21 protein-coding genes are annotated in these 22,764 nt (G+C 60.0%); 10 read left to right on the top strand and 11 right to left on the bottom strand.

Annotated elements, in window-relative coordinates; all coding sequences use genetic code 11:
* Positions 1-438, top strand: coding sequence for a hypothetical protein (locus QRN50_RS05690; protein ID WP_003407729.1), 438 nt, complete (start codon positions 1-3; stop codon positions 436-438).
* A complete protein-coding gene (locus QRN50_RS05685; RefSeq protein WP_003407731.1) occupies positions 435-842 on the top strand; it encodes an META domain-containing protein in 408 nt (135 codons plus the stop codon). Before QRN50_RS05690 ends, QRN50_RS05685 begins: the two co-directional genes overlap by 4 nt.
* A gap of 170 nt (positions 843-1,012) precedes the next feature.
* On the opposite strand, the gene QRN50_RS05680 is transcribed toward QRN50_RS05685, so the two are convergent.
* On the bottom strand, positions 1,013-1,480 hold the full coding sequence (locus tag QRN50_RS05680) for a TlpA disulfide reductase family protein (RefSeq protein ID WP_011268596.1): 468 nt from the start codon (positions 1,478-1,480) through the stop codon (positions 1,013-1,015).
* A gap of 129 nt (positions 1,481-1,609) precedes the next feature.
* Here QRN50_RS05680 and arsC point away from each other — a divergent pair, with 129 nt between their 5' ends.
* The 3 genes from arsC (at position 1,610) to QRN50_RS05665 (ending at position 3,336) form a co-directional block, all read left to right on the top strand.
* Complete coding sequence (gene arsC / locus QRN50_RS05675; protein ID WP_003314592.1) at positions 1,610-1,963, top strand: arsenate reductase (glutaredoxin); 354 nt, start codon at positions 1,610-1,612, stop codon at positions 1,961-1,963.
* On the top strand, positions 1,960-2,565 hold the full coding sequence (gene wrbA / locus QRN50_RS05670) for an NAD(P)H:quinone oxidoreductase (protein WP_003363251.1): 606 nt from the start codon (positions 1,960-1,962) through the stop codon (positions 2,563-2,565). The genes arsC and wrbA overlap by 4 nt, the downstream gene beginning before the upstream one ends.
* Positions 2,566-2,664: 99 nt before the next feature.
* A complete protein-coding gene (locus tag QRN50_RS05665; protein WP_024652778.1) occupies positions 2,665-3,336 on the top strand; it encodes a DNA-3-methyladenine glycosylase I in 672 nt (223 codons plus the stop codon).
* A 6-nt stretch (positions 3,337-3,342) separates the two neighbouring features.
* Here QRN50_RS05665 and ttcA read toward each other — a convergent pair whose 3' ends face one another.
* A complete protein-coding gene (ttcA, locus tag QRN50_RS05660; protein ID WP_011268597.1) occupies positions 3,343-4,167 on the bottom strand; it encodes a tRNA 2-thiocytidine(32) synthetase TtcA in 825 nt (274 codons plus the stop codon).
* 194 nt (positions 4,168-4,361) lie between these two features.
* Between ttcA and QRN50_RS05655 the strand changes: the two genes are divergently transcribed.
* Positions 4,362-4,856 (top strand): SprT family zinc-dependent metalloprotease, encoded by a 495-nt coding sequence (locus QRN50_RS05655; RefSeq protein ID WP_024652777.1) that lies wholly within the window; start codon positions 4,362-4,364, stop codon positions 4,854-4,856.
* A gap of 66 nt (positions 4,857-4,922) precedes the next feature.
* On the opposite strand, the gene QRN50_RS05650 is transcribed toward QRN50_RS05655, so the two are convergent.
* The 4 genes from QRN50_RS05650 to QRN50_RS05635 form a co-directional block, all read right to left on the bottom strand.
* Positions 4,923-6,275: a dicarboxylate/amino acid:cation symporter gene (locus tag QRN50_RS05650; RefSeq protein ID WP_003407743.1), complete on the bottom strand. Its 1,353-nt coding sequence runs from the start codon at positions 6,273-6,275 to the stop codon at positions 4,923-4,925.
* 394 nt (positions 6,276-6,669) lie between these two features.
* Positions 6,670-8,016 carry an ATP-binding protein gene (locus tag QRN50_RS05645; protein ID WP_011268599.1) on the bottom strand — a complete coding sequence of 449 codons (1,347 nt, stop codon included), beginning with the start codon at positions 8,014-8,016 and terminating at the stop codon, positions 6,670-6,672.
* Positions 8,013-8,690, bottom strand: a complete 678-nt coding sequence (locus QRN50_RS05640; RefSeq protein ID WP_003407750.1) for a response regulator — start codon at positions 8,688-8,690, stop codon at positions 8,013-8,015. The genes QRN50_RS05645 and QRN50_RS05640 overlap by 4 nt, the downstream gene beginning before the upstream one ends.
* A gap of 27 nt (positions 8,691-8,717) precedes the next feature.
* Complete coding sequence (locus QRN50_RS05635; protein ID WP_057457084.1) at positions 8,718-9,068, bottom strand: hypothetical protein; 351 nt, start codon at positions 9,066-9,068, stop codon at positions 8,718-8,720.
* 172 nt (positions 9,069-9,240) lie between these two features.
* Between QRN50_RS05635 and QRN50_RS05630 the strand changes: the two genes are divergently transcribed.
* Positions 9,241-10,029 (top strand): dienelactone hydrolase family protein, encoded by a 789-nt coding sequence (locus QRN50_RS05630; protein ID WP_003407755.1) that lies wholly within the window; start codon positions 9,241-9,243, stop codon positions 10,027-10,029.
* A 338-nt stretch (positions 10,030-10,367) separates the two neighbouring features.
* Here QRN50_RS05630 and QRN50_RS05625 read toward each other — a convergent pair whose 3' ends face one another.
* Entirely contained in the window at positions 10,368-10,901 is a 534-nt protein-coding gene (locus tag QRN50_RS05625; protein ID WP_011268600.1) for an REP-associated tyrosine transposase, read from the bottom strand.
* 315 nt (positions 10,902-11,216) lie between these two features.
* On the opposite strand from QRN50_RS05625, the gene QRN50_RS05620 reads away from it, so the two are divergent.
* Positions 11,217-11,942 (top strand): 4'-phosphopantetheinyl transferase family protein, encoded by a 726-nt coding sequence (locus QRN50_RS05620; protein ID WP_204903284.1) that lies wholly within the window; start codon positions 11,217-11,219, stop codon positions 11,940-11,942.
* On the opposite strand, the gene fhuF is transcribed toward QRN50_RS05620, so the two are convergent.
* The 3 genes from fhuF to QRN50_RS05605 are packed head-to-tail and all read right to left on the bottom strand — an operon-like array spanning position 11,943 to position 15,005.
* On the bottom strand, positions 11,943-12,689 hold the full coding sequence (fhuF, locus tag QRN50_RS05615) for a siderophore-iron reductase FhuF (protein ID WP_003407757.1): 747 nt from the start codon (positions 12,687-12,689) through the stop codon (positions 11,943-11,945). It abuts the gene before it with no gap.
* Positions 12,647-14,257: an ATP-binding protein gene (locus QRN50_RS05610; protein ID WP_003407758.1), complete on the bottom strand. Its 1,611-nt coding sequence runs from the start codon at positions 14,255-14,257 to the stop codon at positions 12,647-12,649. The genes fhuF and QRN50_RS05610 overlap by 43 nt, the downstream gene beginning before the upstream one ends.
* Positions 14,258-14,261: 4 nt before the next feature.
* Positions 14,262-15,005, bottom strand: a complete 744-nt coding sequence (locus tag QRN50_RS05605; protein WP_003407760.1) for a response regulator — start codon at positions 15,003-15,005, stop codon at positions 14,262-14,264.
* Between the two features lie 708 nt (positions 15,006-15,713).
* Here QRN50_RS05605 and QRN50_RS05600 point away from each other — a divergent pair.
* Positions 15,714-18,626, top strand: coding sequence for a ribonucleoside-diphosphate reductase subunit alpha (locus QRN50_RS05600; protein WP_096127019.1), 2,913 nt, complete (start codon positions 15,714-15,716; stop codon positions 18,624-18,626).
* A 265-nt stretch (positions 18,627-18,891) separates the two neighbouring features.
* Positions 18,892-20,139: a ribonucleotide-diphosphate reductase subunit beta gene (locus tag QRN50_RS05595; protein WP_096127020.1), complete on the top strand. Its 1,248-nt coding sequence runs from the start codon at positions 18,892-18,894 to the stop codon at positions 20,137-20,139.
* A 260-nt stretch (positions 20,140-20,399) separates the two neighbouring features.
* Here QRN50_RS05595 and QRN50_RS05590 read toward each other — a convergent pair.
* On the bottom strand, positions 20,400-22,764 hold a 2,365-nt coding region (locus QRN50_RS05590), incomplete at its 5' end, for a non-ribosomal peptide synthetase (RefSeq protein ID WP_285427513.1).

Genomic DNA, 22,764 nt, shown 5'->3' with positions numbered 1-22,764 from the left:
ATGGTCGAACACGATTTTCGCTACAGCATGCTCAACCCCCAGCACACACTGACCGAATGCCGCACGCTGGCGCCCGGTCGCTACCAGGTCACCGGCAACGGCGGCTCGATTCACGACAACGACCAGTTGCTGGTGACCATCAAAGGCAGCAAAAGCCTGCACATGCGCCTCACCGTCGAGAAAGTCCGGCACCTGATCAACCCGCCCGGCCAGTGGATTGCGGTGGCTAAAGGCCCGGTATTCGACGAGTTGGCGATCCATCAGTGGAAAGTGCATTGCGACAGCTGCGCCGCCGAACTGAACTTCGAGTTCATGGTAGAGAGCAAGCTGGGCGTCAAGGCGCAGAAACCGGCCGCTACCGCGCGCATCGCGGAGCTGGGCTGGAAAACCGATGGCGAGAAGCACTTCTGCAAGAAGTGCCAGGAGAAAGCGGCATGAAACAGTTTGCGCTCCTGAGCCTGATCGGCGGCGCGCTGCTGGTTGGTTGTACTGCTGACCCGCTGCCGATCCAGCAGGATCACAGCTATGTAACCGAGTGGATCGGCGAGCGTCCGCTGATCGATAACAGTCGTTTGACCATGACGCTGGGTGCCGATGGTCGTGCGTATGGCAATGCGGGCTGCAACCATTGGTTTGCGCCCTATACGCTGAACGATCACAGCATCAGTTTCGGCCCGCTGGGCAGGACGCGCAAGATGTGTGCGCCGGCGTTGATGGAGCAGGAGCAGCGTTTTATCAAGGCGATGAGCAGTGTGCAGCGCTGGGATATCTCGCCCATCGAGCAGTTGCGTCTGTGGCCAACGCAGGGCAAGCCGTTGCGTTTCTGGCTGGAAGATAGCTGATTGTAACTATCGTGCCGAAGCTCAGCGTAACTTGCGACGCAGAGCGTCTAGAACTGCATTCCCACGCTGGAGCGCAGGGAACGATCACTATCGTGCGACGCTCCGCGTCGCATGCCGTTCTGGACGCTCCGCGTCCTCGTTGCTACGCCAAGCGTCGAAAATCGATCCGATCAGCCCTCGCCGCGCAGTGTCTTGAGCTTCTGGATCACGGTCGCGGCTGATTGTTCGCCGAGCAGTTGTTCGCGCATTTTGCCCTTGTCGTCGATGATGTAGGTCACCGGCAGCGCCTCGGAGGGCGGCAGGCTGTATTGCTCGGCTGGGTCCTGAGCGAGCACGGTGAATTTGATGCCCAGTGCATTGGCAGCGTTTTTCAGTTCGTCGCCCTGCAGGTTGTCGAAGTTGACCCCCAGCACGGTGACTTTCTGGTCCTTGAGCTGTTCGGACAATGCATTGAACTCCGGAACCTCTGTACGGCAGGGGCCACACCATTCGGCCCAGTAGTTGACTACCAGCCAGTGCCCCTTGATGCGTTCGCTGGCGACCTTCTGGCCATTCTGATCATTGCCCAGGTCCACGCCACATCCGCTGAGCAGCAAGCTGCCGAAAAGTATCACCGCTGCTGTTAATCGCCTTGCCATTTGCTTGTTTCCTCGCCCCGTTCAACCTGCAATTACTTATACCCACGCCACGACTATTGACCATTCGATATGTCGGACAGTGCCATCGCTGGTTAGAATACGCCACCCCACACAAGATGCGACGAGCAAATGACCGATCTGACGCTGTATCACAACCCGCGCTGCAGCAAGTCCCGCGGCGCGCTGGAACTGCTTCAGGCCCGCGGCCTGACGCCGGACATCGTCCTGTACCTGGAAACCCCGCCCGACGCCGACCGTGTGCGCGACCTGCTCGGCAAGCTGGGCATCGGTGCCCGGCAACTGCTGCGTACCGGCGAGGACGATTACAAGCAACTCAATCTGGCCGACCCGAGCCTGAGCGACGAGCAGCTGATCGCCGCCATGGCCGCTCACCCCAAACTCATCGAACGACCGATTCTGGTCGCTGGCGACAAGGCTGTCATTGGCCGCCCACCCGAGAACATTCTGGAGCTGCTGCCGTGAGCACACCCTACATTCTGGTCCTTTATTACAGCCGCAACGGCTCCACCAGCGAAATGGCCCGGCAGGTTGCCCGCGGCATCGAACTGGGCGGCATGGAAGCGCGGTTGCGCACCGTGCCCGCCGTTTCCGCCGACTGCGAAGCGACCGCCCCCGAGATTCCGGAAAGCGGCGCGCTGTACGCGACCCTCGACGACCTGAAAAACTGCTCCGGCCTGGCACTGGGCAGCCCGACGCGCTTCGGCAACATGGCCGCGCCGCTGAAATACTTCCTCGACGGCACCAGCAACCTGTGGCTGACCGGCGCACTGGTCGGCAAACCGGCTGGCGTCTTTACCTCCACTGCCAGCCTGCACGGCGGTCAGGAAACCACGCTGATGTCGATGCTGCTGCCCCTGCTGCACCACGGCATGCTGATCATGGGCCTGCCCTATAGCGAATCGGCGCTGCTGGAAACCACCGGGGGTGGCACGCCCTACGGTCCCAGCCATCACGCAGGTGCCGACGGCAAGCGCGCGCTGGACCGTCATGAAACCGACCTGTGCCGCGCGCTGGGCCAGCGTCTGGCCAAGACCGCGGTGCAACTGGACGCGCCGCGCAGTTGAACCGGCAGAACGCCGGGGGCTTTCAGTTAAATCGTAAACTTGCAGGGCAAGGGTCGGTCTGACCCCTTGTCCTGCCTGTTGAATTTCTTTGGAGAACCGATGCACGACTACAAATGGCTGAACGAGTATTGCCTGAATCGATTCGGCTCCGCCAAAGCTCTGGAAGCTCATCTGCCCTCCCCCAAGACACCCAGACAACTGCAAGCCATCAGCGCCGACCGCTACCTGTCGACCATGGCCCTGCGGGTTTTCCGCGCAGGCCTGAAACACAGCCTGGTAGACGCCAAATGGCCAGCGTTCGAGGAAGTGTTCTTTCGCTTCGACCCGGAGAAAGTCGTGCTGATGGGCGCCGATCATCTGGAGCGACTGATGCAGGACGCGCGCATCATTCGCCACCTGGGCAAGCTCAAGAGCGTGCCGCGCAACGCGCAGCTGATTCTGGACATCGAGCAGGAGCATGGCAGTTTCGGCACGTTCATCGCCGAATGGCCGGTCGATAACATCACCGGCCTGTGGCAGTACATCGCCAAACACGGCAACCAGATGGGCGGCCTGTCAGCGCCGCGCTTTCTGCGCATGATCGGCAAGGACACCTTCATTCCGACCTGGGATGTGGTTGCCGCCCTGAACGCGCAGGATATCGTCGACCGTGTGCCGAGCAGCAAACGCGATCAGGCGATCGTGCAGGACGTCTTCAACCAGTGGCACGCAGAAAGCGGTCGGCCGATGTGCCAGCTGTCAGCCATGCTGGCGTTCACCGTCAACCACTGAGCATTGTCAGATATTCACCACATTGACGAACCGTGATGCTGCGGTTTCGTCGATGCGCAGATTGGTGAAGTCGAACAGGTTGCGATCGGCCAGCTGCGAGGGCTGCACGTTCTGCAGGGCGCGGAAGATGCTCTCCGTGCGGCCCGGTGTCTTGCGCTCCCAGTCCTGCAGCATCTCCTTGACCACCTGACGCTGAAGGTTTTCCTGCGAGCCGCAGAGGTTGCACGGGATGATCGGAAACTGCTTGAGGTCCGAGTAGGCCTGGATGTCCTTCTCGTGGCAGTACGCCAACGGACGAATCACCACGTTGCGGCCGTCATCGGCACGCAGCTTGGGCGGCATGGCCTTGAGCGAGCCATTGAAGAACATGTTGAGAAAGAATGTCTCGACGATGTCGTCACGGTGGTGCCCGAGCGCCATCTTGGTGGCGCCGATCTCGTCAGCGAAGGTGTACAGCGTGCCGCGACGCAGCCGTGAACACAGGGAGCAGGTGGTCTTGCCTTCCGGGATCAATTCCTTGACCACTGAATACGTGTCTTTCTCGACGATGTGGTACTCGATACCCAGTTCTTTCAGATAGGCAGGCAGCACGTGTTCAGGGAAGCCGGGCTGCTTCTGGTCCATGTTGACCGCCACGATGTCGAACTTGATCGGCGCGACCTTCTGCAGGTGCATCAGCACGTCGAGCATGGTGTAACTGTCCTTGCCGCCGGACAGGCAAACCATGACCTTGTCACCCTCTTCGATCATATTGAAGTCGGCAACCGCTTCGCCGGCCAGCCGACGCAGACGTTTCTGCAGTTTGTTCTGATTGACTGAAAGGGTGCCCATGTATGGAAATATCCGCTGACGATAGCTTGAGAAAAGCCGGGCATTTTACCCGTAACCGACCATTCGTTAAATATGCTGCGATCGTGCTGTTCAGACAGGCGAACAGACTGGAGCAAAAATGACCACCGGGCGGCTGGCGTGTTCAGAGCTTAGCCACATTGCGGCATACTTGGCGCACTGGAGAACCCTAAAGCATGCCCGACCAACTCAATTCACGCGTCGAAACCTGTTACCAACAAGCCGAAGCCTTCTTCAAGCGCACCTTCAAACGCCCGGTGGTCAGTTTCCAGTTGCGCGGTCAGAAGGCCGGTGTCGCTCACCTGCATGAAAATCTCCTGCGCTTCAACCCGCAGCTTTACAAGGAAAACGCCGAAGACTTCCTGCGCCAGACCGTGCCCCACGAAGTCGCGCACCTGATCGCCCATCAGCTGTTCGGTGGCAGCATCCAGCCACATGGCGAAGAATGGCAATTGATCATGCGCGGCGTCTATGAACTGCCGCCCAATCGCTGCCACACCTACGCGGTCAAGCGGCGCAGTGTGATCCGTTACATCTACCGCTGCCCGTGCCCCGACAGCGACTTCCCGTTCACCGCGCAGCGTCATGGCATGGTTCGCAAAGGACGGCGCTACCTGTGCCGCCGCTGCCGCGAGACGCTGGTGTTCAGCGGCGAGACGCGCACGGAATAGTCCTCCGATAAACAGCAGGCATAAAAAAACCCATCCGAAGATGGGTTTTTTATGGCCTGAAGGGTATCAGACGGTTTTGGTGGTGTTCACTGCAGCGCCTGGAGTCGGGCCTTCGGCAACGCCGAGGTCGTCTTCAGGGCGGGTTTCCAGAATGGCAGAGCCACCGGAAGCCAGCTCAGACTGCAGCTTGTCGGTGTCCAGCTCGCCGACCCACTTGGCAACCACAACGGTGGCAACAGCGTTACCGACCAGGTTGGTCAGGGCGCGGGCTTCGGACATGAAGCGGTCGATACCCAGAATCAGCGCCAGACCGGCTACCGGCAGATGGCCTACGGCCGACAGGGTCGCAGCCAGTACGATAAAGCCGCTACCGGTTACGCCGGCAGCACCTTTGGACGACAGCAGCAGTACCAGCAGCAGGGTGATCTGATGCGTGATGTCCATGTGCGTGTTGGTCGCCTGAGCGATGAACACGGCGGCCATGGTCAGGTAGATCGACGTACCGTCCAGGTTGAACGAGTAGCCCGTCGGGATAACCAGACCGACCACAGACTTCTTGGCACCCAGGCGCTCCATCTTGATCAGCATGCGCGGCAGGGCCGATTCCGAAGAAGAAGTACCCAGTACGATCAGCAGCTCTTCACGGATGTAGCGAATCAGCTTGAAGATGCTGAAGCCGTGAGCGCGGGCGATCGCGCCCAGTACAAACACGACGAACAGTGCGCAAGTGATGTAGAAGCAGATCATCAACTGACCCAGTTGCACCAGCGAGCTCACGCCGTAGGCACCGATGGTGAAGGCCATGGCACCGAACGCACCCAGCGGGGCCAGTTTCATGATCATGTTGATGATGTTGAACATCACGTGGGCGAAGCGATCGATGAAGTCCAGAACCGGCTTGCCGTAGGCACCCAGGCGATGCAGCGCGAAGCCGAAGATCACCGAGAACATCAGGACTTGCAGGATATCGCCGTTGGCAAACGCGCCGACGATGGTGTTCGGAATCACGTTGAGGATGAAGCCGACGATGCTCTGGTCCTGACCGGCAGTGACGTAGGCAGCGATCTTCGAAGCGTCGAGCGTGCTGACGTCGATATTCATGCCGGCACCCGGCTGAACCACGTTGACCACGATCAGACCGATCAGCAGGGCGATGGTCGAAACGATCTCGAAATACAGCAGCGCATAACCGCCGGTCTTGCCGACCGACTTCATGCTCTGCATGCCAGCGATACCACTGACGACGGTACAGAAGATGATCGGGGCAATAACCATCTTGATCAGTTTGATGAACCCGTCACCCAGCGGTTTTAACGCCTTGCCGGTGTCCGGGTAGAAATGACCGATCAGGATACCGATGACAATCGCAACGATTACCTGAAAATAGAGGGATTTGTAGATGGGCTGACGAGTCGTCATTGCAGTTTTCCTCAAGGGCGTCGTCGAGCATCTTCACCTGATGCACGCGAGCCTATAAAGCGCTAACCCTCCTGCACTGGAGGGATTTGTTTTGTCGAGCTGCGCAAGGCAGGTCTCTGCCATGTAGATAGCAATACGCGTGCCATGGAGTCATTTTGATATCAAACCCCCGCATTACAAGGCGCACACTGGTAACGGTAGTCGGGATTCAACAGGAGAGGTGGCGGTTTTCCGCCGTATGGTGGGAAAAATGAGCACACAGTGGCGGGTATCCGCCTTCTTTCGGCAGTGACGGGAGCGCTCGGTGACGCGCAGAGGTGTGACGCAGAGCGTCACGAACGGCATTCCCACGCTGGAGCGTGAGGAAGGATAGGTGTCCGGGTGAACACGATCGTCACTGCGCCAGAAAATGAATCCTGAACGCCGCGCCGCCCAGTGGGGAATCGCCCAGCGTCAGTTGCGCGCCGTAGCTCTCGATGATGTCCTTGACCACCGCCAGGCCGATGCCTTGCCCGGGGTTCTGGCGGTCCAGCCGTTCGCCGCGTTCGAGAATGCGGGCACGCTGGCTCTGCGGGACGCCGGGGCCATCGTCTTCGACGCACAGTTCATCGCCGGTCGTTGAACGCGTGAAGCTGACGCGCACTTCGCTCAGACACAGCCGATAAGCGTTTTCCAGCAGGTTGCCGAGCATTTCCAGCAACGCGCCCTCTTCCATATGCACCTGGCAGTGCTCGGGCAGGTCCAGCGTGGCCTTGACCTGTTTATCGCGATACACCTTGTCCAGCGTGTTGCACAGGCTTTCGACCACGGGCCGCAACATCACGTGATGCCTTACCAGACCGCTTTTGCGCAGGCTGGCCCGCTGCAGTTGATAGCCGATCTGCTGGCTCATGCGTTCGATCTGCGATTGCAGCACCCACGCCTGCTCGACATCCTCGGGGCGCTTGGCGATGTTCTCGCTTACGCCCTGCAAGACCGCCAGCGGGGTTTTCAGGCTATGCGCCAGGTCGTCCAGAGAGTCGCGGTAACGAATCCGCTGCTCGCGCTCGCTGCGCAACAGGCGGTTGAGCGAGTCGGTCAGGCGCAGCAGTTCGCTGGGGTGTTCTTCGCTGAGGCTGTCGCGCACGCCGGCTTCCACCTGATCCAGTTCCTGGCTCAAGCCGCGCAAGGCCCGCAGCCCCCAGGTCAGGCCCATCCACAGCAACCCGAGCAGCACCGCCAGTGCTGCGCCAAAGCCCAGATAAAGCTTGCGGCGCAGGCCGTCGATGGTTTCCTGATAGCCGCGCAACGGCTGCACGGCAACGATACTGAATGCGGCATTGCGCCCGCCGAGCAGCCGGATCTCGACGTCATAGACGAAATACTCATCGCCATTGATTTCCTTGATCTTGGTGAACTCGCTGCCCTGCCCGTCGTATTGCGGGCGGTAGTCGATGTTCTCGCCTTCGGTCGACAACGAGCGCCAGACCATCTGCCCCTGGCGGTTATAGATGTAACCCAGCAGACGGCTACCGGGCAGATTGAATTGTTCGCCCGGCAGTACAGACGGCATCAACAGATGACCATCTTCGACGCGCGCGGCCGAAATCATGGTGGTGACATCGGAAGCCAGGCGTTGCTCGATCGCTCCGCGCAGCGCCAGGCTGAACGCTCCCTGCAGAGCAGGCAGCATCAGCAGCATGAAGATCACCGCCAGCGTGGCGGCGCCCAGCATCAGGCGCAGGCGAAGCGAACGAATCACGTACAGCGCTCATTGAACAGATAGCCCATGCCGCGCACGGTTTCGATAGGTTTGAAGGCCACGCTGCTGTCCAGTTTGCGACGCAGACGACCGACCAGCACTTCGATCACGTTCGGGTCGCGCTCGTCGTCATCAGGGTACAGCTGCTCCATCAGGCGCTCCTTGGGCACCACTTGCTGGTGATGGAGCATCAGGTACTCAAGAATGCGGTATTCGTAGGCCGTCAGCGCCAACGGCTGCTCGGCCAGTGCCGCGTGCTTGCGATTGAGGTCCAGCAACAGCGGGCCAGCGGTGATGGTTGACTGAATGAAGCCGCTGGAACGCCGTAACAAAGCGTTCAGCCGTGCCTCCAGTTCTTCGAACTGGAAGGGCTTGACTACGTAGTCGTCAGCCCCGGCCGCCAAGCCTTCGACCTTGTCCTGCCAATTGCCGCGCGCGGTCAGGATCAGGATCGGAAACGCCTTGCCCAGTGTGCGCAACTGGCGAATCAAGTCCAGGCCGCCGATGCCCGGCAAGCCCAGGTCGATCACCGCCAGGTCGTGATTGAATTGCGCGACCTGATACAACGCTTCTTCAGCGTTGGCCACCGCTTCCACCACATGCCCGGCTTCGGTCAGACGGGTTCGCAGGTGGTGGCGCAGCAGCGCTTCATCCTCAACTACCAACAACTTCATGCAGCTCTCCCAGGCACAATAGCAGCCTCAAGACAAAGAATGAAACGACATCGTCGCATCAGTACTCAACAGGCGGGCGCTGACGGGCACATGTTGTGTCACATCATAGCTGCCCAGCAGGATTTCGCGGCTGACAGGCGCACCATTGTGAGTGCCCGTCAGACTGCCGTAAACCGGTGGCGAATAAAGCGCCCCCACCGAGACGTTGGAATGCGCCTGCTCCCCGAGCGCGTGCCCCCAGCTGTTGGTATCGTCAAGCCTTTCGCTGGTCTTGCTGAACTCGATACGGGCCACGTCAAGCCGACCATCACCCGCCTGCACCGCAGCACTGCCACCCAGAAAAGCAAGGGCCAGGAAAAACTTGTTGAGATTCAACATATCGACTCCTTTTGCGCTCGGGGACGCTGTCAAGGTATGGGCCAACAGTAATCGCGCCGGGCTGAACCCCGACTGAACACTGCATGAACCGACGCTGAACAGTCATCCACACCCTGTGCAGCAGAATCGGCTATGGTTATTTGCCAACTCAAACATCAACAAGGAGCTGACCATGCGTGTGTGGATTGCAATGATCATGATGGGCCTGACCGGCCTCGCCCAGGCGGCGATCAAGACCGAGCAGATCGATTATAAAAGTGCCGACGGCACCAAGCTGGTGGGCTATTACGCGTACGACGACGCGGTAAAAGGCCCGCGCCCTGGCGTCCTGGTGGTCCACGAATGGTGGGGCCTGAACGACTACGCCAAGCGCCGCGCCCGCGATCTGGCTGCACTGGGTTACAGCGCGATGGCCATCGACATGTACGGCGAAGGCAAGAATACTGAGCACCCGAAGGACGCGATGGCCTTCATGCAGGCCGCGCTGAAGGACAGCGATGCCGCCGACAAGCGCTTTGACGCCGGGCTGGAGCAATTGAAGAAGCAGCCACAGACCGATCCGAAAAAGATCGCAGCGATCGGTTACTGCTTCGGCGGCAAGATCGTGCTCGATGCGGCACGCCGCGGTGAACCGCTGCTGGGCGTGGTGAGCTTCCACGGCGCACTGGTCACCAACACCCCGGCTAAACCGGGCATCAAGGTGCCAATGCTGGTCGAACACGGCGCCAAGGACAGCATGGTCACCCCTGAAAACGTCACCGCCTTCAAGAAGGAAATGGACGACGCCAAGGCCGACTACAAGTTCGTCAGCATCGACGGCGCCAAACACGGCTTCACCAACCCCGACGCCGACCGCCTGAGCCACGGCGAACACGGCGGCCCGGACATCGGCTACAGCAAATCCGCCGATGAGAGCTCCTGGGCGGACATGAAAGAGTTCTTCAAGAAGATATTTGGTTGACTGTCAGATGTTCCTTCTACACGGAGCGTCGGCACGATAGTCGGGATCATCGTTCCTCACGCTCCAGCGTGGGAATGCAGGTCTCGACGCTCTGCGTCGCCGAGAGGACGCAGAGCGTCCAGAAAGGCCTGCGACGCGGAGCGCCGCACGATAGTTGCGATCATCGTTCCTCACGCTCCAGCGTGGGAATGCAGGTCTCGACGCTCTGCGTCGCAAAAGAGGACGCAGAGCGTCCAGAAAGGCATGCGACGCAGAGCGCCGCACGATAGTTACGATCATCGTTCCTCACGCTCCAGCCTGGGAATGCAGGTCTCGACGCTCTGCGTCGCAACAATGCGTTAATACCAGCGCTGAATATCGATCAAACCGCGCTGCCCCTCATAATCGCGGGCGCTGGAGTATCTCCAGTGCTCACCGACATCCACATAACCTCTCTTTACCGGGTTATGGTGAATGTAATCGAGCTTCTGCCGCATCACCTTTTCATTCCACACAAGCTCGGCATGGGCTCCTTCCTGCCAGACCTGATAAACCCTGTCACTCTTGTGCAGGCGCTTGACGAACCGCAGACGCTCCAATGTGCTGTCGGCATTGGCGTTCTCAAGTGCTGCGATTATCTGTCGAGCCGTAAAAGACTTGAAACTACTCACACACTTGTCCAGAGCGGGCGCTTGGGCCACGAAGTGCAAATGGTTTTCCAGTACGACATACCCGAATAGCTGCAGTCCCTGATGAGCCTGTTGATAGCGCCAGGCATTGAACAGAATGTCTACCAGAACAGGCCGGGTAAAAAGCGGTAACCACTCCACCACTGTGCAGGTCAGGAAGTGAGGCTTTTCAGGTTCGGTGATGGTGTATCTGCTTCGACCCATGTGTTCATCCTTGAATCATCAGAGGCGCGAAAGGTACCTTCCGACCGAGTACGTGGAAATAATGAAAGTGTGACCAGTTTTTTTGCTCTGAATCGCCAAGAGGACGCAGAGCGTCCGGAAAGGCATGCGACGCGGAGCGACGCACGATAGTTGAGATGATCGTTCCGCACGCTCCAGCGTGGGAATGCAGGTCTCGACGCTCTGCGTCGCCGAGAGGACGCAGAGCGTCCAGAAAGGCCTGCGACGCGGAGCGCCGCACGATAGTTACTGCTAGTGCCCTTCCCTCCAACCCGTTCCCCCGGCAAAATGCCGCCCATGACTGAACTATCCCACCTCCCCGCCTGCTGCCCGGAACTGCTCCGGCATTGGCCGCTGCCACAAGCCTTGCCGGGAGCAGTACTGGTGAGTGGACATTTTGATCCGCTCAAGCTGGCAGACGGCGACTTTCAGCGTTGTGAGCTGCAAATGCCGGCGAGCATTCAGCGCTCGGTGGCCAAGCGTCAGACTGAATTTCTCGCCGGTCGTCTCTGCGCACGCGAAGCCATGCTTCAGCTCGATGGCCGTCTGCACGTTCCTGCCGTGGGCGAAGACCGCGCGCCGGTGTGGCCCTCGGATGTCTGCGGTTCGATCACTCACAGCACCGGCTGGGCCGCTGCCGTGGTTGCGCACAAGCAGCAGTGGCGCGGGTTGGGGCTGGACACGGAAAACCTGCTGAGCCATGACCGCGCCTCGCGGCTGGCCGGGGAAATTCTGACGGCGGCCGAGCTGGCAGAGATGGCGGCGGGTCCGGAAGATCAGATCGCACTGCGCGTGACCCTGACTTTTTCGATCAAGGAAGCGCTGTTCAAGGCGCTCTACCCCATCGTGCACAAGCGTTTCTATTTCGAAGACGCACAACTGCTGGAATGGTCCGCCGATGGCCACGCCCGGCTACAACTGCTGATCGACCTGTCCAGCGAGTGGCATGCGGGCAAGGAGCTGGACGGTCAGTTCAGTGTGCAGGACGATCACCTGTTGAGCCTGGTCGCCGTCGAAGGCTGATCAGCCGGGCAGCGGACAATGCTCGCAACGCCCAACCCACTCGACCCGATGACTCAAACAGCACACACGCCGTTGCCTGCGTGGTTCACCACCTCGCGCCTGCGGCACATAACGCACGGTCTGAAACAGAGGATTGGTGCGCCCGTCCGGCCTTTTCTTCTCGCTTAACAGCGCCAGCCCCGCAGCCAGCGACGCATCACTGCAGGTAGCCAGCTGCGCAAGGCAGCCTTCCAGATAATCCCCGGCGCTGCTCCACAACACAGCAGCCGACAGTCCGCCATAAGCGCTCAGAGAAGTAATGAAGGGCTGCAGATTGTCATCGAGCAATCCGGCAAAGCGCTGAAACGGATCAACCGCAATACCCCGCCAGACGCTTCCCTCCCCTGCCAGCCTGATGCCGCTCGGCACCCCACGCTCATCCAGCGCCAACGCCACTTGCTCCAGCTGTAACGGCCAATGCCAGTCATGCACCAGGCTGGCCACCAGCACCGGCGGAATCAGTTGCATGAAGTAAAACTTGGCCCACTGCGACACCAGTACCGGCAATTGATCGGGCATCAGTTGCGGCCCGTAAACAGTCAGCAGTATCTGATCAAGACGCTCGGGGCGCAGCAGATCAGGCAACGTCATCACCGGACGCGGATCATCCGCCGTCAGCAAGGTCCGCCCGAACCGCGCAAATGGCCCGGCAAACAAAGGCAAGCTCAACGCGGCACCTGCGTGCGCGGCCAGGACAGGCTGAAGCATGCTCCGCCCAGGCTGACGCTGTGTCCGATCAGCGCGCGGCCTTCATGCCAATGGATGATCCGCCGCACGATCGACAGACCCAGCCCATGCCCGCCCGAGGCACGGGTGCGGCTGTCATCGATGCGCATGAACGGCGTGAAAATCTGTTCCCAGGCCTGCTCCGGCACGCCAGGACCATCGTCGTCCACGTCGATACGGCACTGCTGCGCTTCCAGCCGATAGCTGATACGCACCTCGTTGTCGGCATGGCGCAGCGCGTTGCTCACCAGGTTCTGCACGGCGCGATGCAGGTAGCGTGGCTCACCCTCGACCCAGGCAGCCTCGCCCTCTTCGGCCCTCAGGCATTCGCCCCGCGAAACCCGCACATCGGCACGCAATGGCGCCAGTTCGGCGATCACCTGATCGATCAGCGCATCCAGATCGACACGCTGGAAATTCAGGGTCGGCGCGCCCTGCTCAAGGCGCGCGTAGGTGAGCATCTCATCGACCAGTTTGTCGAGGTCCTGAATATCGCTGTCCATGCCACGCATGTATTTGCGCCGCGCCTCGGGGGTGGCGGCGTCGCTGACCATCTCCAGACCGAAACGCAGACGCGCCACCGGCGTGCGCAGTTCGTGAGACACCGCGCGCACCAGTTCACGCTGGATCATCAATGAGCGCTGCAGGTGTTCGGCCATGCTGTTGAACGCCGCCGCCACACGCCCCACCGAGTCGGAGCCTTCGGTCGGCACGCGGCTGTGCAGGCTGCCTTGGGCAATCTGCGTGGCCGCCGCTTCCAGCTCCAGCACCCGTCGCTCCAGACGCCGCACCAGCAAGTACACCACCAGACCGATCAGACACAGGCCCATCAAGGCGATCAGCAGCAGCCAATGCAGTGGATAGGGGTTCATCTGGTACAGCGGGCCGATTTCCAGCACCCAGTTGGTGTCGACGATCCCGGCCAGCACGCGGATCGAATCGCCGCCCTTGCCCAGCGCCATGACCGTATCGCCCTCATAGACGCGGCGGCGCTGGTCATCGTCCAGATCAGCCTGATCCAGCGCCAGCAGGTGCAGGTCGAAACCGAACCCCTTGTCGCTACGCAGGGCCTGCAGGCGCGCCGGTTGCTCGTCGACCGGAAAGCGCACCAGTTCATCGATCAGCAGGTAAATAGTGGCTCTCGCCAGTTGTTCGGTGATCTGCTGCACTTCGCCGGTCAGCAACAGTGGCTCCTTGTCGCTCAACTGACGATAAACCCTGGCAGCGTGCGGCCCGATCTGTTCGACCACTACCTTGCCGCGCGCCAGTTGCCCCAGTGCGCTGCTGTCGAGGTGAGCCTGTTCAAGGGTTTGCAGACTCAGGGGAATGCCCAGCAGTCGCTCCCAGACTGCCAGGGCGCGGCGCCGTTCGATGCCATCGAGGGGCAGCAGATTGTCGGCCATGATCGTAAAGGTGCCATGGGCCAGGCGCTCGCGGTACTGCTCGCCGCGCGACTGGTTGAGCACATGCAGGGCCAGCACGCCGAGCAGCGCGACCAGCACCAACACGCCCAGCACGCCACCGTAGATGCGCAGAAAGATCGAATTCATCAGGTCAGCCGCTGAACACGTGGCCGCTCATGTCCTGCGCCGCTTCGGGCACAAACAGATAGCCCTTGCTGCGCACGGTCTTGATCAGACGCGGATGAATGGGATCGTCGCCGATCTTCGGGCGGATACGCGAGATACGCACATCGATGGAGCGATCCTGCCCGTCGTACCCCACACCGCGCAGCGCGGTGAAAATCTCTTCGCGGGACAGCGTGCGCCCGGCGTTGGCCACCAGCAGCCACAGCAGGTCGAACTCGGCACCGGTCAGCTCGATGCTCTGCTCGCGAAGCCAGGCCTCACGCAGTGCGTTGTCCACCACCAACGGCCCGAACACCAGACGGCGCAGCTCGGCAGCCGGCACCTGCGGCGCTTCACTGCGGCGCAGCAGGGCTTTGATACGCGCCAACAGCACGCGCGGATGCACCGGTTTGCAGACGAAATCGTCGGCGCCGGTGTCGAGTCCTTCTATATGGTCGGTGTCGTCAGTGCGCGCGGTGAGCATCAGAATCGGCCCGTCGTAGCGGTCACGCACACTGCGGCAGATGCTGAAACCGTCCTCGCCGGGCAGCATCAGGTCGAGAATCACCAGATCCGGCTGCTCGGCGATGATCCGCGCTGCCGCCAGCGCGCCGTCGCCTTCGATGCTCACGCGCAGGCCGTGGTTCTGCAGGTAATCGCTGGTCAGTTCGGCCAGTCGCTGGTCATCCTCGACGATCAATACGTGCCAGGTGTGTGGTTCCACAGCCATCTTTCCTTGTCGTTATCGACCGCTTTTTGTTTTTGCAACGCAGGGGTTGCGGCATCGCGTCGCAGGCGAGTGTAGCAACCCTTGCGCGGATCACACGACACCGCAGGCGGCATAGCACATGACATGCCAGAACGGCCTTGCAGCTGCGTTTTTTTGTGATAGGGTTCGCGCCCTCAAAAATCAGCAGTGCATCGCCGGTGCCTACAGAAATCGGTGACAAACGGTCACGATCCAGTAGTTATGCGGCCTACACGCATGGTGTGCGATTCATACACAAACTACACACACTTTATCCACAAGCGGTGCGTTGCAATTCATGTCCAAAACGCATTATCTTGTAGCCCGGCGACCAGACACACCCTACATGTGGGGTTTTGAATAAAAACGCCAGCACAACTCAAATGGGAAATTCAAGCATTTTTGTTGCGTCTGAGGGGTTGAACTTCAAGCCAGTTTAGGCACCAAGACCCTCGTGTGTGAGCCAGAGCTATCCCGTACACGTTTTGCAACATCGAACACGCACTCTTGATCAGATTTTCGAAGGATCGGGCATAGCCCGGTCCTTTTTGGCTTCAAAACCTGGAAGCGGCGACAGACCCCGCTTTCACCTTCGTTTTGGAGCCCTTTGGTCGCCTTTTGCGACTGACTGCTCTAAACGAAATGGTGGGCAGCAATGCCCGAACAAACTTAAAGAACGTGGAGTCACACATGCAAACAGACACAACTCGCGAGAACTCGCCGACCGGCGCGCCGCAGCCAAGCCAGACCCAGCAGGATCTGTCTGCCACTGCCCCCGGTCAACTGCGCGTGATCAAGCGTAACGGTACTGTCGTTCCTTACACCGACGACAAGATCACCGTTGCCATCACCAAGGCGTTTCTTGCAGTTGAAGGCGGCAATGCTGCTGCCTCGTCGCGCATCCATGACACCGTTGCGCGCCTGACCGAACAGGTCAGCGCCACGTTCAAGCGTCGCATGCCTTCGGGCGGCACCATCCACATCGAAGAAATCCAGGATCAGGTCGAACTGGCGCTGATGCGTGCCGGCGAGCAGAAAGTAGTTCGCGACTACGTCATCTACCGTGACTCGCGCGCCAAAGAGCGTGCCGTTCGTACACCCGAGGAGCAGGTCCAGGCTCACCCGTCGATCCGCATCACCCGCGCCGACGGCAGCTTTGCGCCGCTGGACATGGGTCGTCTGAACACCATCGTTACCGAAGCGTGCGAAGGCCTGGCTGAAGTCGACGCCGACCTGATCCAGACCGAAACCCTGAAAAACCTGTACGACGGCGTGGCGCTGAAAGACGTCAACACCGCACTGGTGATGACCGCCCGTACCCTGGTCGAGCGCGAGCCGAACTACTCGTTCGTCACCGCCCGCCTGCTGATGGACACCCTGCGCGCCGAAGGCCTGGGTTTCCTCGGTGTCGCCGACAGCGCCACCCACCACGAAATGGCCGACCTGTACGCCAAGGCGCTGCCTGCCTACGTCACCGCCGGTATCAAGTTCGAACTGCTCAACCCTGTGCTGGCCGAATTCGACCTCGAAAAACTCGGCAAGGCGATCAACCACGAGCGCGACCAGCAGTTCACCTACCTGGGCCTGCAAACCCTGTACGACCGTTACTTCATCCACAAGGATGGCGTGCGTTTCGAACTGCCGCAGATCTTCTTCATGCGTGTGGCCATGGGCCTGGCAATCGAAGAGAAAGCCCGTGAAGACCGCGCCATCGAGTTCTACAACCTGCTGTCGTCGTTCGACTACATGTCGTCGACCCCGACCCTGTTCAACGCCGGTACCCTGCGTCCACAGCTGTCCAGCTGCTACCTGACCACCGTGCCGGATGACCTGTCGGGCATCTACCACGCGATCCACGACAACGCCATGCTGTCCAAATTCGCCGGCGGCCTGGGCAACGACTGGACACCGGTTCGTGCGCTGGGCTCGTACATCAAGGGCACCAACGGCAAGTCGCAGGGCGTCGTACCGTTCCTGAAAGTGGTCAACGACACCGCCGTTGCGGTCAACCAGGGCGGCAAGCGCAAAGGCGCTGTCTGTGCCTACCTGGAAACCTGGCACATGGACATTGAAGAGTTCATCGAGCTGCGCAAGAACACCGGTGATGACCGTCGTCGTACCCACGACATGAACACCGCCAACTGGATCCCTGACCTGTTCATGAAGCGTGTCTTCGATGACGGCCCGTGGACCCTGTTCTCGCCCTCCGAAGTACCGGACCTGCACGACCTGACCGGCAAGGCCTTCCAGGAGCGTTACGAGCACTACGAAGCGCTGACCGAATACCCAGGCAAGATCAAACTGTTCAAGACCATCCAGGCCAAGGATCTGTGGCGCAAGATGCTCTCGATGCTGTTCGAAACCGGCCACCCCTGGCTGACCTTCAAGGACCCGTGCAACCTGCGCAGCCCGCAGCAGCACGTGGGCGTGGTTCACAGCTCGAACCTGTGCACCGAGATCACCCTGAACACCAACAAGGACGAGATCGCGGTCTGCAACCTGGGCTCGATCAACCTGCCGAACCACATCGTCGACGGCAAGCTGGACACCGACAAGCTCAAGCGCACCATCGATGTAGCCGTGCGCATGCTCGATAACGTGATCGACATCAACTACTACTCGGTACCGCAGGCCAAGAACTCCAACCTGCGCCACCGTCCGGTCGGCCTGGGCATCATGGGCTTCCAGGACGCGCTGTACCTGCAACATATCCCGTACGGTTCCGATGCTGCCGTGCAGTTCGCCGACACCTCCATGGAAGCGGTCAGCTACTACGCGATCCAGGCGTCCTGCGACCTGGCCGACGAGCGCGGTGCCTACGAGACGTTCCAGGGTTCGCTGTGGTCCAAGGGCATCCTGCCGCTGGATTCGCAACAGATCCTGATCGAGCAGCGTGGCGAGAAGTACATCAGCGTCGACCTGAAGGAAACCCTGGACTGGGCGCCGGTACGTGCCCGCGTGCAGAAAGGTATCCGTAACTCGAACATCATGGCCATCGCACCGACCGCCACCATCGCCAACATCACCGGCGTGTCGCAGTCGATCGAACCGACCTATCAGAACCTCTACGTGAAATCGAACCTGTCCGGCGAATTCACCGTGATCAACCCGTACCTGGTTCGCGACCTCAAGGCCCGCGACCTGTGGGATTCGGTCATGATCAACGACCTGAAGTACTACGACGGTTCGGTACAGCAGATCGAGCGCATCCCGCAGGAGCTCAAGGAGCTTTACGCGACTGCCTTCGAAGTGGACACCAAGTGGATCGTCGATGCAGCAAGCCGTCGTCAGAAGTGGATCGACCAGGCTCAGTCGCTGAACCTGTACATCGCCGGCGCCTCGGGCAAGAAGCTCGACGTGACCTACCGCATGGCCTGGTACCGTGGTCTGAAAACCACCTACTACCTCCGTGCCCTGGCCGCGACCAGCACCGAGAAATCCACTGTCAACACCGGCAAGCTCAACGCAGTATCGAGCGGCGGCCACGGCCCGGACGACTCGGCGATCACCGCCCCGCGCCCAACCGAAGCAGCACCTGCCGGCCCGGCCCCAGTGCCAAAGGCTTGCGCGATTGACGAGCCGGATTGTGAGGCTTGCCAGTAAGGCAACCCGCCTCGCCCCCACAGGAGAAACACAACCCTGTGGGAGCGAGAGGCCAACAAGCCTGACGCTGTACCTGTAGGAGCGGACTTGTCCGCGAAGAGGCCGGCAAGGATACACATCCCCTTGCCACCCTCCTTCTCACCCAAAGGCCCCGAAAGCCAAAAATTCATGTTCCTTGCGCGCCACACCTGAAAAGCAAGCAACACACCCTCTAGATCCAACAGGCCAGTCCACCCGACTGACCCTCAAGCAGGAGAAGTACACCATGCTGAGCTGGGACGAATTCGATAAGGAAGACGGCGAAGTAGTCGCCAAAGCGACCAACGCCGGTCATGCCAACGAAGCCAACATGGACCGCCTCGACAGCGCCGGTGGCCTTGCAGCCCAGGAAGCGCGCGCCGTGACCGCCGCCGACTCCGCTGCCCTGATCCGCGCCAAGAAAGCGCTGAACGCACTGGACGTCGCTGAAGGCCTGGCCGAACTCGAAGGCGCCAGCGCCCGCGTCGCCGTTGACGAAAAAATGATGATCAACTGCCGCGCCGACCTCAACCAGCTCGTGCCTTTCAAGTACGACTGGGCCTGGCAGAAGTACCTGGACGGTTGCGCAAACCACTGGATGCCGCAAGAAGTCAACATGACCGCCGACATCGCCCTCTGGAAAAACCCGGAAGGCCTGACCGACGACGAGCGCCGCATCGTCATGCGCAACCTGGGCTTCTTCTCCACTGCCGACTCGCTGGTTGCCAACAACCTGGTATTGGCCGTGTACCGCCTGATCACCAACCCGGAGTGCCGCCAGTACATCCTGCGCCAGGCCTTCGAAGAGGCGATCCACACCCACGCCTACCAGTACTGCATCGAATCGCTGGCCATGGATGAAGGCGAGATCTTCAACATGTACCACGAGATCCCGTCGGTCGCTAAAAAAGCAGCCTGGGGCCTGAAGTACACCCGTTCGATCTCCGATCCGAAGTTCGAAACCGGCACCGTCGAAACCGATAAAGAGCTGCTGCGCAACCTGATCGCCTACTACTGCGTTCTGGAAGGCATCTTCTTCTATTGCGGCTTCACCCAGATCCTCTCCATGGGCCGCCGCAACAAGATGACCGGCGTTGCCGAGCAGTTCCAGTACATCCTGCGCGACGAGTCCATGCACCTGAACTTCGGCATCGACGTGATCAACCAGATCAAAATCGAAAACCCGCACCTGTGGGATGCCGAGATGAAAGAAGAAGCCACGCAGATGATCCTGCAAGGCACCCAGCTGGAAATCGAATACGCCCGCGACACCATGCCCCGCGGCGTACTCGGCATGAACGCTGCGATGATGGAAGACTACCTGAAATTCATCGCTAACCGTCGCCTTAGCCAGATTGGCTTGAAGGAAGAGTATCCAGGGACGACCAACCCGTTCCCCTGGATGAGCGAGATCATGGACTTGAAGAAAGAGAAGAATTTCTTTGAGACTCGGGTTATTGAGTATCAGACAGGTGGGGCGTTGAGCTGGGACTGATTTGCATCCCGCGGAGTTGCAATAAAAGCTGAACCCATCTCATCAAAAATGAAACGGGTTCTGAGAAAAGGGCTGCCAACTGGCAGCCTTTTTTATTTTTGTTTCGGCAGAAACGTGAGGTTTGACTCGGTTAATTCCGGTCGAACGCGACTCCGGCCGGGCCTCGCCTGTTTTTGCCTTGCCTGACCTTCCTCTCGGCCATCATCCCAGACGGCAAAGACCAGGACGACGGGTGATGGCAGAGGGAAGGTCAAACGACACTAAACGGTTTCCAAAGGCAATCTGGTTTGGCTGGCTCTCCCCTTATTGGTAACTGCCTCAAGGATCGCCCGCCCCAGCTCGCGAATGTCGGGCTCTTTCACCATGGAGTGATGAGTTCCCATGATAGAGATGACTTGCAACTGCTCCTTGGGCATCAGCGCCTCCCAACCAATGCTGATATCACTACGGTTTTCTCCCATTGCTGAGAATAAAGTGACACGCACCGGTAGCGCGGGCGGCCTGTAACGGTAGAGCGCCAGACCGATACTGCGGATCAGTGCCAGGTATCTTTTTGCAAGATCACTCTCTATACCTTCAGGAAGCAGACCTTGAACTTGCGTATAAGCCAACAAGGCCTCGAAATCCCGAGCAGCAGCCAAGTGTCTGACAGGCCCCTGACGTACATCCGGCGGCAGAAGTCTCAACAAGGCCTCGATCTCGTCGAAATCCGGCCTCTCATCGAGATGAGCGTACCCACCCTCCTGCGCATCAAACAAATGCCGATAGTCGCTGGTGGTGTCGACAAGCCCGAGGAATTCTACCGTAGCACCGGCCCCTGTCAGTTGATGGGCAATTTCATAGGCGATCGTTCCCCCGGCAGACCAGCCGGCCACGCGATACGGCCCCTGTGGCTGTATATGGCGGATACCCTCAATGTAGCGTGAGGCCATTGCCTCGATAGTGGTGAGGTGTTCCTCTCCACTTTGCAGTCCGCTCGCCGAAAATCCATACACCGGAATGTCAGAGGGAATTTGCTTTGCCAACTGTTGGGCATAGCCGATATCCCCTGAGCCTTCATGAATGAGGAACAAAGGATGTTGAGCTCCCTCTTTGCGAAGGGTGGTTAGATTCGGATGCAGGGCCTTTTTCAAACCGCTATGGCAAGACGCGGCAAGTTCACAGATTGTCGGGTGCATGAACAGATCGCCTAACGCCACTTCGACCTCGAAGCGCTGACGCAGGCACGAAACCAGTTGCACCGCCAGCAGCGAATGCCCGCCCAGTTCGAAGAAGTGGTCATGGCGACCCACCCGCTCCAGCCCCAGCAATGCCTGCCAGATCTCCGCCAGCGCATGTTCGATTTCACCTACCGGCGCCTCGTAACCACGACTGGCAAAAGCGTCATCCTCCGGTGCTGGCAATGCCCGTCGATCCAGCTTGCCGTTCGGCGTTAGCGGGAAACGCGCCAGCGTTACAAAGGCACTCGGGATCATGTACTCCGCCAGCCCTTGCGACAGTTGCTCGCGCAACTGTGCCGCCGACAACACGGCGCCTTCCTGCGCCGTCAAATACGCCACCAGGCGTTTGTCTCCGGGACAGTGCTCGCGCGCCAGTACCACCGCCTCCCTGATCCCGGGGCAACCCGCAAGCTGCGACTCGATCTCGCCCAGTTCGATACGGTAGCCCCGGAGCTTGACCTGATCGTCGTTACGCCCCAGGTACTCGATATTGCCGTCTGCCAGCCAGCGCCCCAGATCGCCGCTCCTGTACATCCGCGCCGCCGGCTGGGCACTGAACGGATCCTCCAGGAAACGCTCCGCCGTCAATTCCGGCCGATTCAGATAACCACGGGCAACCCCAATACCGCCGATATGGATCTCGCCGCTGACCCCGATGGGTACCGGCTGGCCGTGCGCATCCAACAGGTAAATCTGTGTATTTGCTATCGGACGGCCGATCGGAACGATACCGATATCCTGCTCTGCCACGTAATGCCATGCAGTAACGTCAATGGCTGCTTCGGTGGGGCCGTAAAGATTGTGCAACTCGCTTTTCGGGAAATGTGCCTGGCCTTGCAATAGCAAAGCATGCGGCAGCGCTTCACCACTGCAAAGTACTCGCTTGAGCGTCGAACACCGGCCTGCTGGCGTCTGATTGACGAAGGCCTGCAGCATGGAAGGAACAAAGTGCAGCATGCTGATGCTTCGGCGCTCGATCACCTCCATCAGGTAGTGAGGGTCTTGATGCCCGCCGGGGCGGGCCATGACCAGTTGTGCCCCGGCCAGCAGAGGCAGGAAGATCTCCCAGACCGATACATCGAAGCCGAAGGGCGTCTTCTGCAAGACACGATCGTCGGCTCCAATCCGGTATTCGCTCTGCGCCCACCACAACCGGTTGACGACGCCGTCATGCTGGTTGGCCACGCCTTTGGGTTTACCAGTGGAACCCGAGGTATAGATCACATAGGCCAGGTGCTGCGGCGTGATGGCCGGTACCACGGGATTGTGGTCAGCCTCAACCTCCCAGTCGGCATCTTGCAGATCGAACGTCGGCACTGCCAACTCGCCCAGCAACGTCCGGGTCTCGCCCTGCACCAGCACCGCCACCGGCGCGCTGTCCTCCAGCATGTAGCGCAACCGCTCC

Source organism: Pseudomonas sp. MEJ108 (genome assembly GCF_030208985.1).
Lineage (GTDB): Bacteria > Pseudomonadota > Gammaproteobacteria > Pseudomonadales > Pseudomonadaceae > Aquipseudomonas > Aquipseudomonas fragariae.
The sequence above is the reverse complement of the archived record's forward strand: the minus strand, read 5'-3'. Positions and strand labels throughout refer to the sequence as shown.

What these genes read in the sequence shown, in the direction of transcription:
- QRN50_RS05690 (WP_003407729.1), top strand. Translation starts at nt 1, where the DNA reads ATGGTCGAACACGATTTTCGCTACAGCATGCTCAACCCCCAGCACACA.
- QRN50_RS05685 (WP_003407731.1), top strand. Translation starts at nt 435, where the DNA reads ATGAAACAGTTTGCGCTCCTGAGCCTGATCGGCGGCGCGCTGCTGGTT.
- QRN50_RS05680 (WP_011268596.1), bottom strand. Translation starts at nt 1,480, where the DNA reads ATGGCAAGGCGATTAACAGCAGCGGTGATACTTTTCGGCAGCTTGCTG.
- arsC (WP_003314592.1), top strand. Translation starts at nt 1,610, where the DNA reads ATGACCGATCTGACGCTGTATCACAACCCGCGCTGCAGCAAGTCCCGC.
- QRN50_RS05665 (WP_024652778.1), top strand. Translation starts at nt 2,665, where the DNA reads ATGCACGACTACAAATGGCTGAACGAGTATTGCCTGAATCGATTCGGC.
- ttcA (WP_011268597.1), bottom strand. Translation starts at nt 4,167, where the DNA reads ATGGGCACCCTTTCAGTCAATCAGAACAAACTGCAGAAACGTCTGCGT.
- QRN50_RS05655 (WP_024652777.1), top strand. Translation starts at nt 4,362, where the DNA reads ATGCCCGACCAACTCAATTCACGCGTCGAAACCTGTTACCAACAAGCC.
- QRN50_RS05650 (WP_003407743.1), bottom strand. Translation starts at nt 6,275, where the DNA reads ATGACGACTCGTCAGCCCATCTACAAATCCCTCTATTTTCAGGTAATC.
- QRN50_RS05640 (WP_003407750.1), bottom strand. Translation starts at nt 8,690, where the DNA reads ATGAAGTTGTTGGTAGTTGAGGATGAAGCGCTGCTGCGCCACCACCTG.
- QRN50_RS05635 (WP_057457084.1), bottom strand. Translation starts at nt 9,068, where the DNA reads ATGTTGAATCTCAACAAGTTTTTCCTGGCCCTTGCTTTTCTGGGTGGC.
- QRN50_RS05630 (WP_003407755.1), top strand. Translation starts at nt 9,241, where the DNA reads ATGCGTGTGTGGATTGCAATGATCATGATGGGCCTGACCGGCCTCGCC.
- QRN50_RS05625 (WP_011268600.1), bottom strand. Translation starts at nt 10,901, where the DNA reads ATGGGTCGAAGCAGATACACCATCACCGAACCTGAAAAGCCTCACTTC.
- QRN50_RS05620 (WP_204903284.1), top strand. Translation starts at nt 11,217, where the DNA reads ATGACTGAACTATCCCACCTCCCCGCCTGCTGCCCGGAACTGCTCCGG.
- fhuF (WP_003407757.1), bottom strand. Translation starts at nt 12,689, where the DNA reads ATGCTTCAGCCTGTCCTGGCCGCGCACGCAGGTGCCGCGTTGAGCTTG.
- QRN50_RS05610 (WP_003407758.1), bottom strand. Translation starts at nt 14,257, where the DNA reads ATGAATTCGATCTTTCTGCGCATCTACGGTGGCGTGCTGGGCGTGTTG.
- QRN50_RS05605 (WP_003407760.1), bottom strand. Translation starts at nt 15,005, where the DNA reads ATGGCTGTGGAACCACACACCTGGCACGTATTGATCGTCGAGGATGAC.
- QRN50_RS05600 (WP_096127019.1), top strand. Translation starts at nt 15,714, where the DNA reads ATGCAAACAGACACAACTCGCGAGAACTCGCCGACCGGCGCGCCGCAG.
- QRN50_RS05595 (WP_096127020.1), top strand. Translation starts at nt 18,892, where the DNA reads ATGCTGAGCTGGGACGAATTCGATAAGGAAGACGGCGAAGTAGTCGCC.